The sequence below is a fragment of the Streptomyces sp. NPDC029122 genome (assembly GCF_055569445.1).
The window spans coordinates 104344-118031 of record NZ_JBVHWK010000018.1; the positions used below are offsets into that span (position 1 = coordinate 104344).

The following is a 13688-nucleotide window of genomic DNA, read 5'->3' on the forward strand; positions in this document are numbered from 1 at the left end:
CCGGGGCGCCGCCCCGGGCCGCGGAGCCACCGGCGCTCAGGCCACCGGCGGGCGGTGTTTCGGCCGTCGCAGGCCCGCCTCCGTGAGGCGGCGGACCAGTTCCTTGCTGCCGATCTCCACCGCGCCCGCCGCGACCGCGTCCGCGTAGCGGTGCGAGGGCACGTCGTAGTGGTCCCGCTCGAAGGCCCGCGGCGGGCAGCCGATGCGGGCCGCGAAGGCGTGCAGTTCCTCGTACGAGACGTCGCTGACCAGGTGCGACCACACGCGGCCGTGTCCCGGCCAGACCGGCGGGTCGATGTACACCGTCACCGGCGTCTCACCGGCCCGGGTGGAGGACGGGGCCGAGGCCGCCCACGGCCGCGACCTTCACCCCGGCCTCCGAGCACACCCAGTGCGGGTCGCGTCCGAGCTCCGGTTCCACGTCCAGCGCGTGCGGCTCCCCGTGCACGCAGACGGGACACATCGGCCAGCGTCCGTACTTCTCCAGCAGGGCGTCCTTCACGTCCTGCGCGACGAGTCCGGCCAGGTAGTCGACCCCCTCCGGCCACTGCTCCACCCACCACCGGCGGTGCGTGACCGAGTCCTCGACAAGGGAGACGACATCGGCATCGGCGACCTCACCGGCGGCGAGATCGGCGAGAACGAGGGCACGGGCGACGTGCAGCGCCTGTTCCAGGGGGGTCGCGTGGTCCATGGGCTCATTGTGGACCCGGACCGGCCGCCGGGCGAAGGCCCCCTTTCCCCGGCGTCTTCCCCGCCTTCTCCCGCGCCACCCCGGCGCACCGGCGGGGGCGTGCCTTCTTGCCCCCGGCCCCGCCGGAAAATAGGTTCCAGCCGTGAGCGACCACCGCACGACCGCGTACGCCGCCCTCCGCGCCGAGCTGGAGACGCTGACCACCGAGGCCTTCCGGCCCGAGCTCGCGGAGATCGACCGGCTCTCCACGCTGGAGATCGTCCGCGTCATGAACGCCGAGGACGCCACCGTGCCCGCCGCCGTCGCCGCGCAGCTGGAGCCGATCGCCGCCGTCGTCGACGCCGTCGCCGAGCGGATGGCCCGCGGCGGCCGGCTCGTCTACGCGGGCGCGGGCACGGCGGGGCGGCTCGGGGTACTGGACGCCAGTGAGTGCCCGCCCACCTTCAACACCGACCCGGCGCAGGTCGTCGGCCTGATCGCGGGCGGCCCGGGGGCCATGGTGAAGGCCGTCGAGGGCGCCGAGGACTCCCGGGAGCTGGCCGCCGCCGACCTCACCGCCCTCGCCCTGACCGCCGGGGACACCGTGGTCGGCGTCTCCGCCTCCGGCCGCACCCCGTACGCGGTCGGCGCGGTCGAGTTCGCCCGTACGCGCGGCGCGCTCACCGTCGGGCTGTCCTGCAACGCCGGGTCCGCCCTCGCGGCGGCCGCCGAGCACGGCATCGAGGTGGTCGTCGGGCCCGAGCTGCTGACCGGCTCCACCCGGCTGAAGGCGGGCACGGCGCAGAAGCTCGTACTGAACCTGATCTCGACGGTCACGATGATCCGCCTCGGCAAGACGTACGGGAACCTCATGGTCGACGTACGCGCCACGAACGAGAAGCTGCGCGCCCGGTCCCGCCGCATCGTGGCGCTGGCGACCGGCGCCCCGGACGCGGAGATCGAGGCGGCGCTCGCGGCGACCGGCGGCGAGGTGAAGGACGCGATCCTCGTCGTCCTCGGCGGGGTCGACGGCCCCGGCGCCGCCCGCCTGCTCGCCGGGGCGCGCGGACACCTCCGCGACGCCCTCGACCGCGCCCGGGCCGAGTCCGGGTAGCGCCCCTTCGGTCCCACTCGGCCCCAGCCCAGTAGACGCCCTCCCACGCAAGGCGAGTACATGTCCACTGACAAGAACCGCGCCACCGCCGCCGCGATCCTCCCCCTGGTCGGCGGCCCGGACAACATCGGCTCCGTCGCGCACTGCATGACCCGGCTGCGCATCGGCCTGCGCGACCGCTCCCTCGTGGACGACGCCGCCCTGCGGGCCGTGCCCGGGGTGCTGGGCGTGGTCGAGGACGACACGTACCAGATCGTGCTGGGACCGGGCACCGTCGCCCGGGTCACGCCCGAGTTCGAGGCGCTGGTCGAGGCGGGCCGCACCCGCGCGGCGGAGCCGGCCGGGGTCACCGCCGGGGACCTCGCCGACCGGGGCGCCGCGCTGAAGGAGGCCCGGAAGGCCCGCAACGCGACCCCCTTCAAGCTGTTGCTGCGCCGCATCGCGAACGTCTTCGTGCCGCTGATCCCCGCCCTGATCGGCTGCGGCGTCATCGCGGGCCTGAACGGCCTGCTCGCCAACCTCGGCTGGGCCCCGGCCGTGGTCCCGGCCCTCGCCGCCATCGCGTCCGGGTTCATGTCGCTGATCGCGGTCTTCGTCGGCTTCAACACCGCCAAGGAGTTCGGCGGCACCCCCGTGCTCGGCGGGGCCGCCGCCGCGGTCATCGTCTTCCCCGGGGTCGCCCGGATCGACGCCTTCGGCGAGCACCTCTCCCCCGGCCAGGGCGGGGTCCTCGGTGCGCTGGCGGCCGCCCTGCTCGCCGTGCACGTGGAGCGGTGGTGCCGGCGCTGGGTGCCGGAGACCCTGGACGTGCTGGTCACCCCGACCCTCACCGTCCTCGTCACGGGCCTGGTCACCCTCTTCGGCCTGATGTTCCTCGCCGGTGAGGTCGCCGCCGCGATCGGCGCCTTCGCGAACTGGCTGCTGGCCGCCGGCGGTGCCCTCGCCGGGCTGGTCCTCGGCGGTCTCTTCCTGCCGCTGGTGATGCTCGGCCTGCACCAGGCGCTGATCCCCATCCACACCACCCTCATCGAGCAGTCCGGCTACACCGTCCTGCTGCCGATCCTCGCCATGGCCGGCGCGGGCCAGGTCGGCGCGGCCCTCGCCGTCTACTGCCGCCTCCCGCGCAACGGCTCGATCCGCACCACCATCAAGTCGGCGCTCCCCGCCGGCTTCCTCGGGGTGGGCGAGCCGCTGATCTACGGGGTCTCCCTGCCGCTGGGCCGCCCGTTCGTCACCGCCTGCGTCGGCGGCGCGGCGGGCGGGGCCTTCGTCGGGCTGTGCAACCAGCTGGGCGTCGACTTCGGCTCCACCGCGATCGGCCCCTCGGGGTGGGCGCTGTTCCCGCTGCTGGACGGTACGTCGGGCATGGGCGCGACCGTCGCCGTCTACGCGGGCGGCCTCGGGGTCGGCTACCTGGTCGGCTTCGCCGCGACGTACTTCTTCGGCTTCACCCCGCAGATGTTGGCGGACCTCGACACCGGCCCCGACCCGGCGCCGCCCGCCGCCTCGGGCACCGGCCCGGAGGCGAAACCCGCGATGGTCTGACCCCTACGACGGCGGGGAGCGACCGGCTCCCCGCCCTGCGGGACGCCTCACCCCATCGAGCTAACGTCCCGCCAACCCGCCCCGCGCCGCCGCATATGCCAGGAGCGTATGCGGCATGTATTCCTTCGCTCCTTCCTCCGCGTACGGCGGTGGCATCGGAAGCACCCCGGGTGGCACGAGCGAGCCCACGCGGACCTACACCATCTCGATGCCGCCCCACGTCGCAGAGGCCACTCGCGCCTGCAGCGGCCCCTCGGGCCTCTCCGCCTACGTCACCGCCGCCGTGGCCCGCCAGATCGAGCGGGACAACCTCAACGAGCTCATCGCCGTGGCCGAAGCCGAGCACGGCCCCATCACCGAGAAGGAGATCCGGGCCACCCGGGAGATCCTCCAGCGTGCCCGCGAAGACCGGACCGGCGAGAACGAAGAGCCCAGGAGCGCCGCATGACCCCACATCCGGTATCGCCGGGCGGCACTCTCGTCCTCGGCCGCGAGGCGCTCGCCAAGGCCGTCGGGCGCGACCGCACGGTCACCCGTTGGCTCACCCTCGCCCGCACCGACGACATGCGGGTGATCACCAGCTCGGCCACCCTCGCCGAGGTCGTGCACCCCGAGATCAGCATGCCCGCCCTCATGTGGGTTCTCTCCCACGTCGTGGTCCAGCCGGTCACGGAGGAGATCGCGCACCGGGCCACCGGCCTGCTCCGTGACGCCGGCCTGCACGGCCATAAGTACGCGATCGACGCCATGCTCGCCGCCACCGCCCTGGCGGCACCGGGGCCCGTCACCGTCCTCACCTCGGACCCCGAGGACCTCACCACCCTCTGCGGCAAGCGGCTCGTCGCCGTCAAGGTCTGACCCGCCCGGCGGCCGCCGGTTCCTTATGACCCGGCGGCCGTCCGCAGGAAGCGGACCAGGTCGTCCACGGAGTAGCCGAGCTTCGGGCCCCGTTCCGCCGCCATCAGGAGCAGCTGCCCGACGATCTCGGCGCCCCAGCCGTCCGTACCGTCCGGGGACCATCCCCACAGCTTCTCGATGCCGAGGTCGCTCATCAGCAGCCCGTACCGCTCGCGGACCTCCAAGCACACGTCGGCGACCGCGTCCAGCAGCCGCTCGCCCGGCCGCTCGCAGCACAGCCCGAAGTACCCGCCGATCTCCTCGGCCACGCACCCGCGCGGCGGCTGCGCCTTGAGCCGCTCGTAGCGGGCGTCGTCGTACGGGGGACACTCCCCCACCGGGCAGTGCACCAGCGTGAACCGCTGCCACCCCGGCGGCGGGGGCGGCTGCGGGCGCCACCCCTTCATCCCGAAGGCCTCCTGCACCTGCGCCGTCGCCTCGTCCGCCGTATCGGCGGTACGCGTCTCCCGCCGCTCCCCGTCGTCCCCGACGGCCGTCCACTCCCCGCCGCCCCCGCCGCTGGGCCGCGCCCTTACGGCGAGCCCCAGACCCTGCCGCCGCCAGCCGCCCCCCACCAGGACCGCCTCCAGCCCGCGCAGCTTCCACCCGAGCTCGAAGGCGAACTGCGCCGCGTCCACCGGCTCGCTCACCGGCCGGCCCGCTCGTGCAGGACGGCGGCCAGCCGGAGCGCGGTGTCGATGTTGCAGCGCCCGAGGTCGACCAGGGGCAGTCCGTACGTACCGGCCGCCGAAACCCGCTCCACGTCCAGCGACGGGAACACCACCCCCACCCCGCCCAGTGCGTCCTTCAACTGCCGGACGGCCTCTTCGGCCGCCCTCATCCGCTCCTGCGGGGAGAGCACCATGACATATCACCTTCCACTCTGAGTATTCAGCTTCTGTACACAGAGTGGCGATCAGGTGGCTAGCCTTTCAAGTGGGCCACCACAGCAACCGCACATGCTGGACCGGGAGTTGTCATGCCACGCAAGAAACTCGATCCCTCATCACCCCGCGCCCTCCTCGGCGCCGAGCTCCGCGTAGCCCGCGAACGTGCTGCGATGAGCCAAGCCGCGCTCGGCGAACGGCTTTTCGTGAGCGGCTCGTACGTCGGCCAGATGGAAGTGGGCACCCGCAGAATCACACTCGAACTGGCCAAGGCGATAGACGCCATCCTGGGGACGGAGGGCTTCTTCAGCCGCAACTGCGGCAAGGACGGCAAGTCCAAGTACCCCGACCACTTCGCGGAGGCGGCCGAAGCGGAGGCGGAAGCCCTGACCATCCGGGAGTACGCGCCGCTGGCCATCCCGGGCGTGCTTCAGACCGAGGCGTACGCCCAAGAGGTATTCCGCGCCTACCGGCCGACCGCAACTGAGGATGTCATCGACGAGCTGGTCAGGAACCGACTCGACCGCGCCGCTCTACTGAAGGACCCAACAAGGCCGGAGTTGTGGTGCCTTCTTGACGAGACCGTCCTCCGGCGGACAGTCGGAGGCGCATCCGTGATGGCCGTATCCCTACGGCACATCGCAGGTCTGATCCGTTCATGCCGAATCATCGTTCAAGTTCTCCCCTTCAGCGCAGGTGCACACGCATCGATGGGAGGCACCCTGAAGCTGATGTCGTTCACGGACGCTCCCCCGCTGGCCTACGTACAAGGCAATGCAACGGGCATGCTGTTGGACGATCCAGCTACGGTCACTCGTCACACGCTGACCTACGATCTCCTCACGGCCAGCGCACTGCCACCACGCATGTCGCTGGCGCTGATCGAGTCAGTGGCGGAGGAATACGAGCATGAAGCCCATGCCTAAGTACGACCTGTCGACAGCCATCTGGCACAAGTCCAGCTACAGCGACGGCACTGGCGGCGACTGCCTGGAAATGGCCACGTGGCGCAAGTCCAGCCACAGCGACGGCAGCGGCGGCAGTTGCGTCGAAATGGCCAGCTGGCGGAAGGCCACCCACAGCGGCGGCAGCGGCGGCGACTGCGTCGAGGTCTGCGACGCGCACACCGACCTCGTCCCCGTGAGGGACTCCAAGCAGCCCGAAGGCCCGCACGTGGTGTTCCACGCGCGGGCCTGGGCGACCTTCGTCGCGGCGCTCTGACCGGTCAGAGGCCGTTGGTGAACAGCAGCTGGTTCGGCGAGCCCTTGCTGAGCGAGGTCAGGATGTCCTTGGTGGACTCCTCACCCAGGAAGTTGGCGATGTCCGCCGGCAGCTCGTTCGGGTGCGCCTGCTTGTAGAGGGCGACGACACCGGCGACGTGCGGCGCGGCCATGGACGTACCGTTCAGGGCCACGCTGCCGCCGCGCAGCTTCGCGGAGACGATCTCCTGGCCGGGGGCGTACAGGGAGACGCAGTTTCCGTAGTTGGAGAAGGTGGTCTCCTCGTCCCAGCGGTTGGTCGCTCCCACGGTGACCACGCGGGTAGCCGACGCGGGCGAGACGTTGCAGGCGTCCTGCGCCTCGTTGCCCGCCGCGATGACCGGCAGGACGCCCGCGTCGGACAGGGCGTTGGCCGCGTTGTTGAGGGCCTCGGAACGCGGGCCGCCCAGGGAGCCGTTGAGCACGGCCGGCTGCTTGGCGTTCTTGGCCACCCAGTCCATGCCCGCGATCATGCCGGCGTAGGAGCCCCTGCCGTCACAGCCGAGGACGCGCACGCTCACCAGGTTCGCCTTGCGCGCGACGCCGTACGTGGCGCCCGCGACCGTGCCCGCGACGTGCGTGCCGTGGCCGTTGCAGTCCTGGCCCCGCTGGGTCGCGGCGTCCGGCATCGCGTCGAACCCGAACGTGGCGCGGCCGCCGAACTCGCTGTGGAGGTAGTCGATGCCGGTGTCGAGGATGTAAGCGGTCACCCCGGCGCCGCTGCCGCTGACGGTGAAGTCGTTGTTGAGCGGCAGCTGTCGCTGGTCGATGCGGTCCAGGCCCCAGGAGGAGGACGGGGCCCGGCTGGCGCTCGGAGCGGCGGGCATCGGTACGGAAGCCACCTTGGTGTTCTCCTCGACCGCCTTCACCCCGACGGTCAGCCGGAGGGCCTCCAGCTGGAGCGGGGTGAGCGGGACCGCGAAGCCGTTGAGCGCGGAGGAGTAGACGTGCTTCGGCTTCAGCCTGAGCTTCTCCGCCAGCTTCGCCGCGTCCACGCCCTTGTCGAGGGTGACGATGTACTCGCCGGGCACGGCGTCGGCGGACGTCTGCAGCGGAGCCGGGGTCGGCTCGGGCGCGGCGGCGGACGCCGTGCCGGCGGCCACCGGGGCGAGGGCGAGGACGGTGGCGGTGGCTACACCTGCGATGAGGCGCATGGGGGGACTCCCGAGGGGAAGGGCTGACATGAGGGCCGCCCTCTCGCGGGTCCGCAGAACGCGTCCCTGAAGGCGGCCGTCCTCTTCATCGGTCCGCTGCCGAGGGGGACTTGAACCACCCTCCCCGCTTGGCCGATGGACGCCGCGGCGAGCCTCGCCCGTTCGCCGCAGCCGTTGCAGAAAGGATCCTTCCCGCTGCCGTCCGGGGCCTACGGCCCGCCGGGCCACCCGCTCGCGCGTTCGGGAACTTCACCCGTACGGGCAGTCACCCGTCGAGGGGGCGCACTCGTTGTTCACTCCTGCCCGTGGGCGCCACGCCGCCGGGGTCGTTGACCGGCCCGGCCGTGCGTGATGACCTCCGGGTCATGCGCACTCGCCCGAGCCGTCCCCTGCCGGCGGCCGTCGCCGCCGCCGCACTGGCCGCCGTAGCCGTACTGCCCGCCCTGCCGGCCCACGCCGTCACGCCGCCCGGCTCCGCGACCGCCCGGGCGGTACCGGCGCCCGAGCACCCCTCGTACATCGTCACCGTGCACGAAGGGCTCGACCCGGCCGTGGTCGCCGAGGCGTACGGGATCCGGCCGACGCACGTCTACCGCGACGCGGGCAACGGCTTCGCCGCCCGCCTCTCCCCGGACCAGGTGCGGGCCCTGCGAGACACCCCGGTGGCGGAGTCCGTCGAGGAGGACGGCGAGGCCAGGGGCGTGCCCGCCTAGGCAGGAGGACGCTGGCAATGCCATCGTCGTGTGCCGAGGGCCGGATCGACTTGAGCGAAGCAACTTGATTTTGACCTCAAGGTCAAAAACGGTGTTACGGTGGCTTCATGGGCAGGCCGAAGCAGTTCGATCCGGACGTGGCGGTGGAGCGCGCGATGGGCGTGTTCTGGCGCAAGGGGTACGCGGCGACGACGCCGCAGGACCTCGTGGACGAGGTCGGCATCGGCAAGGGCAGTCTGTACAACACTTTCGGCAGTAAGCATGCCCTGTTCGAGCGGGCCCTGATGCGCTACCGCGACTCGCAGGCCGCGTGGCTGGAGGCGCTTCTCGATCACCCCGGTTCGGCGAAGGATCGACTGCGGGGTGCGCTGGAGGCGCTGGTCGAGCTCGACCTGGGCGACCCGGATCGACGCGGTTGCATGGCGGTCAACACCGCCGCCGAGTTGGCCACCTCGGACGCCGAGACGGCGGACACGGTACGCAAGATGTTCGCGCGTACGGAGAGCGCGTTCCGGGCGACCATTGAGGAAGGTCAGCGGGCCGGCGAGATCGCCGGCGGCCGCGACGCGGCGGCGACGGCCGCCTGGTTGCTCGCGACAGTAATCGGTATGCGTGTACTGGCGAAGACCGCCGAGGATGCCACGCAGTTGAGGCGGGTCGTGGACGCGGCGATGGCGTCGCTGTAGTCCGACACCACCGGTCGGCACCGTCCTCTTTGCGGCCTAATTTTGTACCTGCAGTTCAAATATATTCAAGGAGTCTGACATGGAGCTCGATCTCGCCGGGAAGACCGCTGTCGTCACCGGGGCCAGCCGGGGCGTGGGGCTCGCGATCACACGGCTGCTCGTCGCCGAGGGGATGCGCGTGGTGGGTGCGGCCCGGACGATCACGGCCGAGCTGAAGGAGGCCGGCGCCCACCCGGTCGCGGTCGACTTGAGCACGCCGGAAGGCGCCGAGGAGCTAGAGGCGCAGGCGCTCGCGGAGCTCGGCGGCGTGGACACCCTGGTGAACAATCTGGGCGGTGGTGACACGTTTACCCTGAACGGGTTCCTCGCGACCGATGACGCCCTGTGGGCGCACAGCTTCGAGGTCAACCTGTTCGGCACGGTCCGGGTCACCCGTCGGCTGCTGCCGAGCGTCTTGGAGCGCCGCGGTTCGGTGGTGAACATCTCGTCGATGAGTGCACGCCTGCCGGGCACGGGCCCGATCGAGTACGGCGTCGCGAAGGCGGGTCTCAACGCGTTCGGCAAGGCGCTGTCCGAGGAGTTCGGACCCCAGGGTGTGCGTGTGAACACCGTCTCCCCCGGTCCGACGCGTACCGGTATGTGGGAGGACGCTGACGGCTTCGGTGCCCGCCTCGCAGAGGCGAACGGTGTCGGGCACCGCGACTTCGTGGCCGGGGTACCCGCGGCGATGGGTATGACCACTGGCCGCATGGTCGAGGCCGACGAGGTCGCGGCCGTCGTCGCGTTCCTCGTCTCGGACCGCGCGGCCAGCGTCACCGGTGCTGATTACGTCGTCGAGGGCGGCGGCATCAAGACGGTGTGAGACGACTGGCGCGCTGGCGGTGAGGGGACGTCCGCCCCAGCGGATGGCCTCGCTGCGGATTCGGGTGCGTTCGCACCGCCCGAGCTGCCGCATCCGTCTGAATCACGCATGCCGCTACGGCCGGTGCACGGTCAGCCGCGAGACCTCGTACGACATCTCGCTGACCTCCGGGTCGGGCGCGGGGTGGTAGCGGCCGGCGCACACGGACAGGTTGACGATCAGGTACGCGTGCCAGCCTCGGCCGACGCCCCTGTTGTCGGAGTAGACGCGCCGGCCGTTGACCCACCAGACCACCGACCTGCGGCCGAACTCCACCTTCAGGTCGACCCATCCGCCGGGCCGGACGCTCGGGTCGCGGTAGTAGCGGTGGGCCTCCCGGACGTGGTTGGACAGCTCCAGCAGGTCGGGGTTGTCGGGGTGGTACTCGAAGACGTCGATCTCCTGGCCGCCGTCCCGCCAGGTCCAGATGGCGGGCCAGGCGCCCATCTCCTCCGGCAGCCGGACACGGGCCTCCAGCACGTCGCCGGTGCGGGCCTGGAAGCCCTCGTCGCTGCCCTCGGTGGTGAGCAGCCCGGCATCCCAGTTGCCGTCGGGGCGCCGGGTCGCCCGGAAGGTGCCGGTGCGGCTGTAGGCGGGGTCGGGGGTGAGGTGGTCGAGCTTGTTGTCGCCGGGGTTGACGGGGCCGCCGTCGGGATAGGCCCAGGAGCGGCCGACCACCCACTGGGTGGTGGAGGAGAAGTCGGCGGTGAAGACGGGGGACAGGCGGGGCGGCGTCATACGCCGGAGCCATGCGAGCGGGTGCGGGAGCATACGGTGCCTATGCCCGGTAAGCACCCGAACGCACCGCGATTCTGACGGAGCGTAGTCGCACAAGCGCTCTCCGGTTTGGCGCGCCGTGCGCCCCCTTGCGGAATAGCGTGGAAATACCACTCTTTGTCTCGCGAAAGGGACGACCATGAACCGCAAGCGTCGCCTCACGCTGCTCGCACCACCCTTCGCCCTCGCGGTCGCGCTCTCCCCGTACGCCGGTGCGCAGGCGGTGGCCGCGCCCGCCAAGCCGAGCTGTGCCCTCGAGAGGACCGCTGTCGAAGGCAAGTTCCAGCTGACCGGGCAGGGGTTCGCCAAGGGGGAAAAGGTGTCGTACGCCTCGAACGCCGGGGCTTCCGGATCGGGGCACCCCGTCTCGGCCACGGGAACCATCCTCGTGCCGGACCTTCCCGACGGCCAGTACCACGTCGTGAGCTCCGACGGCGAGGAAAGCGTCAAGTGCGCCAAGGCCCGCTCGGAGAAGCAAGAGGAGAACTTCCAGCGCGGCAAGGGCTACACCGACGGCTACCAGACGGTCAAGGCGAACTGCGAGGCCACCAAGCCGAAGACGGCCACGCCGAACCACCCGAGCTACGACAAGGGCTGGGACGCGGGAGCCGCGGCGGCGGCGAAGGAGTTCTGCTGAGCCGGGTCTTCGGGTCGGGCTCCCGCACCGCACCGCGCTCCCCCCGGCACCAGGATGCCGGGGGGAGCGCGGTGGTGGGCGCGTGGGGACCGGTCAGGTTCCGGGCGCGCAGGTGAGGGTGAACGTCAGGCTGTCGGCCACATTGCCCGTGAACAGCTGGACGGACACCTTCGGAACCGGCTCCGTGACCGCCGCACGCGTGGGGGACTTCACGACGAACGGCACGGCCGCGGTCTCCGGGGCGTTGAACTTGAGGGAGGGCGAGATCTGCTTGCCCTGGCCCGCCCAGATGTAGTCGACCTCTCCGGTTCCGGTACCGGAGAACTTGCCCTCGAACGTCACGTTCTGCGGTTTCGTGCAGTCGACCGCCGCGGGGGTGGTGGACGCACCCGTGATGTCCGCGGACGTGATCTTGGGCTTGGCGGGCTGCCTGGGGGGCTTGGAGCAGCCGGTCGTCCGCTCGTTCCTGCCCCAGCCGCTCTTCACGGTGTAGGAGCCGTTCTTGACGTTCTCCTCCGTGGCGGAGCCCGCCCCGTTGGCGTTCCGTTCGAAGTTCTCCGGGCCCGTGACCCTGAGCAGTTGGCCGCCCCTGAAGCCGGTCATCACGAGGTCGAACTCGACGGGGTTCGTCCCCGGCGCCACGACGAGCCGGCAGGTCGCCTGGGGGGCGGCGGCCGTGACGGGGGCGGCCTGCGCGGACAGTGCGGGCGGCACGGCGACCGCGGTGACCAGGAGCGGGGCGAGAAGTGCGTAACGGGCATGCCGATTCATGCGTTCCCTCCTTGCCGGGAAAGCATCGATGGTGAGCGCGGATCCCGGCGGCGCGAGCGCGCCAAGGGCCCGGGTGCGGGTGGTCCCGGGTGCGACGCGGCCGGGGAAGACGGGGCACGCGCACGCGGCCTCGTCCGCCTCGGATCGCCTTCCCCGGACCGGCGGTTCACCGGTCGGGGAGCCGCCCTCCCGGGCACGGACGTCCTGTTCCAGGCTAGCTCCGCACGCTGTCGGCGGCACGCCGGGCCGCGGGGCCCCGCGCCGCCTCGACGAAGGCGCGGATCAGCTCCGGGGACTTCACCCCGCGCTCCCGCTCGACCCCGCTGGAGACGTCCACGCCCCAGGCGCCGGTCGCCGCCACGGCCTCGCGGACGTTGCCCGGGGTCAGCCCGCCGGCCAGCAGCCAGCGCCCCTCGGGCGCCGTGAACTCCTCCGAGCCCCAGTTCCAGGGCTTGCCGGAGCCCGGGTCGGGGGCGTCGATGAGCAGCAGGTCCTCCCCGTACCCGCCGCAGCGCTCGACGTGCTCGGCGGTGGCGCGCAGCAGCGTACGCCCCGGGGCGCGCAGCTCCTCGTAGTACGCGGCGGGCTCGTCCCCGTGGAGCTGTACGCCGCGCACGCCGCTCTCCTCCGTCAGCCGGCGCACCTCCTCGACGGACTGCCCCCGGAACACCCCGACGGTCAGCACCCCGCCGGGCACCCGCGCGGCGAGCTCCCGGGCCTCGGCGGCGCCGATGGTCCGGGGGCTGCCGGGCGCGAAGACGAACCCGACGGCGTCGGCCCCGGCCGCCACGGCCACGTCGACATCGTGCGCGGTCCGTAGCCCGCAGATCTTGACGAACAGATCGCTCATGTCCCCAGTCAATCAAAACCCCCCGATCGGTGGTGATCCGTCTCGGCACCCGGGCGGGGCCATGCACACGCCGCTAGCCTGGAACGGGGCCCACGCCCAGTGCACAGCACACCACGCGGAGGACGACGGTGACGATCATGATCGAACGGGCCACACCGATAGAGCAGGCGGCACCGCCGACGTTCGAGACACTCCTGCGCACGGTCGCGGAACTGAACACGCCAGACGGCTTCAAGGCCGAGCTCATCCGGGGGAAGATCGTCGTGTCGCCGTTTTCGCAACTGCGCTATTCCCGCCGCATGCGAATGCTGCGCGAGCAGCTCCAGGCTCACGTCCCGAAGGGGCACTTCGCGGACACCTCGCCCTTCCTCTTCCGCTTCGCAGCGTCGGAGCGCGGCTACGGACCGGACCTGTACGTCGCGGACGAGGCGGCGTTCGAAGAGGACGGGCTGTACGCGGACGGGGAGGCGCTCTCGCTCGTCGGTGAGTTCACGTCCGTCTCCACCAAGGACGTCGACTGGAACGAGAAGCTGGACGTGTACGGCCGGCTCGTGCCGGTCTACCTCGTCATCGACATGCAGGACTCGGAGATCACCTGCTTCTGGGACCCCTCACCGCACGGGTACCGCGCCCGCAAGACGGTGTCCTTCGGTGAGCCGCTGCCCGTCCCGGAGCCCTTCGGCTTCGAACTGGACACCACCGGCTTCTAGCGGACCGGAAACGCCCGAGGGGGGGGGGGGGGGGGGGGGGGGGGGGGGGGGGGGGGGAGGTGGGGGGGGGGGGGGGGGAGAGAGGGGGGGGAAGAGGAGGAGATGACACACATC

The 13688-nt window shown here is 71.7% G+C and carries 19 protein-coding genes; 11 read left to right on the forward strand and 8 right to left on the reverse strand.

Annotation, left to right across the window (positions count from 1 at the left end; all coding sequences use genetic code 11):
• Positions 1 to 36: 36 nt before the first annotated feature.
• Positions 37 to 309 (reverse strand): DUF4031 domain-containing protein, encoded by a 273-nt coding sequence (locus ACZ4WZ_RS21450; protein WP_467892545.1) that lies wholly within the window; start codon positions 307 to 309, stop codon positions 37 to 39.
• A 7-nt stretch (positions 310 to 316) separates the two neighbouring features.
• Positions 317 to 694: a hypothetical protein gene (locus ACZ4WZ_RS21455; RefSeq protein ID WP_388942316.1), complete on the reverse strand. Its 378-nt coding sequence runs from the start codon at positions 692 to 694 to the stop codon at positions 317 to 319.
• Positions 695 to 836: 142 nt separating this feature from the next.
• On the opposite strand from ACZ4WZ_RS21455, the gene murQ reads away from it, so the two are divergent.
• From murQ to ACZ4WZ_RS21475, 4 genes are all read left to right on the forward strand, one after another.
• A complete protein-coding gene (gene murQ / locus ACZ4WZ_RS21460; protein ID WP_467892547.1) occupies positions 837 to 1787 on the forward strand; it encodes an N-acetylmuramic acid 6-phosphate etherase in 951 nt (316 codons plus the stop codon).
• A 60-nt stretch (positions 1788 to 1847) separates the two neighbouring features.
• Complete coding sequence (locus tag ACZ4WZ_RS21465) at positions 1848 to 3332, forward strand: PTS transporter subunit EIIC (protein WP_467892549.1); 1485 nt, start codon at positions 1848 to 1850, stop codon at positions 3330 to 3332.
• Between the two features lie 208 nt (positions 3333 to 3540).
• Positions 3541 to 3780: a CopG family transcriptional regulator gene (locus ACZ4WZ_RS21470; protein WP_467892630.1), complete on the forward strand. Its 240-nt coding sequence runs from the start codon at positions 3541 to 3543 to the stop codon at positions 3778 to 3780.
• A complete protein-coding gene (locus ACZ4WZ_RS21475) occupies positions 3777 to 4190 on the forward strand; it encodes a DNA-binding protein (protein WP_467892551.1) in 414 nt (137 codons plus the stop codon). The genes ACZ4WZ_RS21470 and ACZ4WZ_RS21475 overlap by 4 nt, the downstream gene beginning before the upstream one ends.
• A 23-nt stretch (positions 4191 to 4213) precedes the next feature.
• Here ACZ4WZ_RS21475 and ACZ4WZ_RS21480 read toward each other — a convergent pair whose 3' ends face one another.
• Both ACZ4WZ_RS21480 and ACZ4WZ_RS21485 read right to left on the reverse strand, forming a co-directional pair.
• Complete coding sequence (locus ACZ4WZ_RS21480) at positions 4214 to 4879, reverse strand: hypothetical protein (protein ID WP_467892553.1); 666 nt, start codon at positions 4877 to 4879, stop codon at positions 4214 to 4216.
• Positions 4876 to 5094: a hypothetical protein gene (locus ACZ4WZ_RS21485; protein ID WP_467892555.1), complete on the reverse strand. Its 219-nt coding sequence runs from the start codon at positions 5092 to 5094 to the stop codon at positions 4876 to 4878. Before ACZ4WZ_RS21485 ends, ACZ4WZ_RS21480 begins: the two co-directional genes overlap by 4 nt.
• 114 nt (positions 5095 to 5208) lie before the next feature.
• On the opposite strand from ACZ4WZ_RS21485, the gene ACZ4WZ_RS21490 reads away from it, so the two are divergent.
• Together ACZ4WZ_RS21490 and ACZ4WZ_RS21495 are read left to right on the forward strand one after the other, a co-directional pair.
• Positions 5209 to 6042 (forward strand): helix-turn-helix domain-containing protein, encoded by an 834-nt coding sequence (locus ACZ4WZ_RS21490; RefSeq protein WP_467892557.1) that lies wholly within the window; start codon positions 5209 to 5211, stop codon positions 6040 to 6042.
• Entirely contained in the window at positions 6026 to 6337 is a 312-nt protein-coding gene (locus tag ACZ4WZ_RS21495; protein WP_467892559.1) for a DUF397 domain-containing protein, read from the forward strand. Before ACZ4WZ_RS21490 ends, ACZ4WZ_RS21495 begins: the two co-directional genes overlap by 17 nt.
• 4 nt (positions 6338 to 6341) lie before the next feature.
• Here ACZ4WZ_RS21495 and ACZ4WZ_RS21500 read toward each other — a convergent pair whose 3' ends face one another.
• Entirely contained in the window at positions 6342 to 7529 is a 1188-nt protein-coding gene (locus tag ACZ4WZ_RS21500; protein ID WP_467892561.1) for a S8 family peptidase, read from the reverse strand.
• Between the two features lie 365 nt (positions 7530 to 7894).
• On the opposite strand from ACZ4WZ_RS21500, the gene ACZ4WZ_RS21505 reads away from it, so the two are divergent.
• The 3 genes from ACZ4WZ_RS21505 (at position 7895) to ACZ4WZ_RS21515 (ending at position 9790) form a co-directional block, all read left to right on the forward strand.
• The gene (locus ACZ4WZ_RS21505) at positions 7895 to 8242 is read left to right on the forward strand and encodes a protease inhibitor I9 family protein (protein ID WP_467892563.1); all 348 of its coding nucleotides are present in this window, start codon (positions 7895 to 7897) and stop codon (positions 8240 to 8242) included.
• A 107-nt stretch (positions 8243 to 8349) separates the two neighbouring features.
• Positions 8350 to 8928, forward strand: a complete 579-nt coding sequence (locus ACZ4WZ_RS21510) for a TetR/AcrR family transcriptional regulator (protein WP_467892565.1) — start codon at positions 8350 to 8352, stop codon at positions 8926 to 8928.
• A gap of 79 nt (positions 8929 to 9007) precedes the next feature.
• The gene (locus ACZ4WZ_RS21515; protein WP_467892567.1) at positions 9008 to 9790 is read left to right on the forward strand and encodes an SDR family oxidoreductase; all 783 of its coding nucleotides are present in this window, start codon (positions 9008 to 9010) and stop codon (positions 9788 to 9790) included.
• Positions 9791 to 9904: 114 nt separating this feature from the next.
• Here the strand turns inward: ACZ4WZ_RS21515 and ACZ4WZ_RS21520 are convergent, their stop codons facing one another.
• Positions 9905 to 10567, reverse strand: coding sequence for a LamG domain-containing protein (locus ACZ4WZ_RS21520; RefSeq protein ID WP_467892569.1), 663 nt, complete (start codon positions 10565 to 10567; stop codon positions 9905 to 9907).
• Between the two features lie 178 nt (positions 10568 to 10745).
• On the opposite strand from ACZ4WZ_RS21520, the gene ACZ4WZ_RS21525 reads away from it, so the two are divergent.
• Complete coding sequence (locus ACZ4WZ_RS21525) at positions 10746 to 11243, forward strand: hypothetical protein (protein WP_467892571.1); 498 nt, start codon at positions 10746 to 10748, stop codon at positions 11241 to 11243.
• Positions 11244 to 11336: 93 nt separating this feature from the next.
• Here ACZ4WZ_RS21525 and ACZ4WZ_RS21530 read toward each other — a convergent pair whose 3' ends face one another.
• Together ACZ4WZ_RS21530 and ACZ4WZ_RS21535 are read right to left on the reverse strand one after the other, a co-directional pair.
• Positions 11337 to 12014 (reverse strand): hypothetical protein, encoded by a 678-nt coding sequence (locus ACZ4WZ_RS21530; protein WP_467892573.1) that lies wholly within the window; start codon positions 12012 to 12014, stop codon positions 11337 to 11339.
• 214 nt (positions 12015 to 12228) lie between these two features.
• Positions 12229 to 12864 carry a phosphoribosylanthranilate isomerase gene (locus ACZ4WZ_RS21535; RefSeq protein WP_467892574.1) on the reverse strand — a complete coding sequence of 212 codons (636 nt, stop codon included), beginning with the start codon at positions 12862 to 12864 and terminating at the stop codon, positions 12229 to 12231.
• Between the two features lie 137 nt (positions 12865 to 13001).
• On the opposite strand from ACZ4WZ_RS21535, the gene ACZ4WZ_RS21540 reads away from it, so the two are divergent.
• On the forward strand, positions 13002 to 13574 hold the full coding sequence (locus ACZ4WZ_RS21540; RefSeq protein WP_467892631.1) for a Uma2 family endonuclease: 573 nt from the start codon (positions 13002 to 13004) through the stop codon (positions 13572 to 13574).
• Positions 13575 to 13688: the final 114 nt, after the last annotated feature.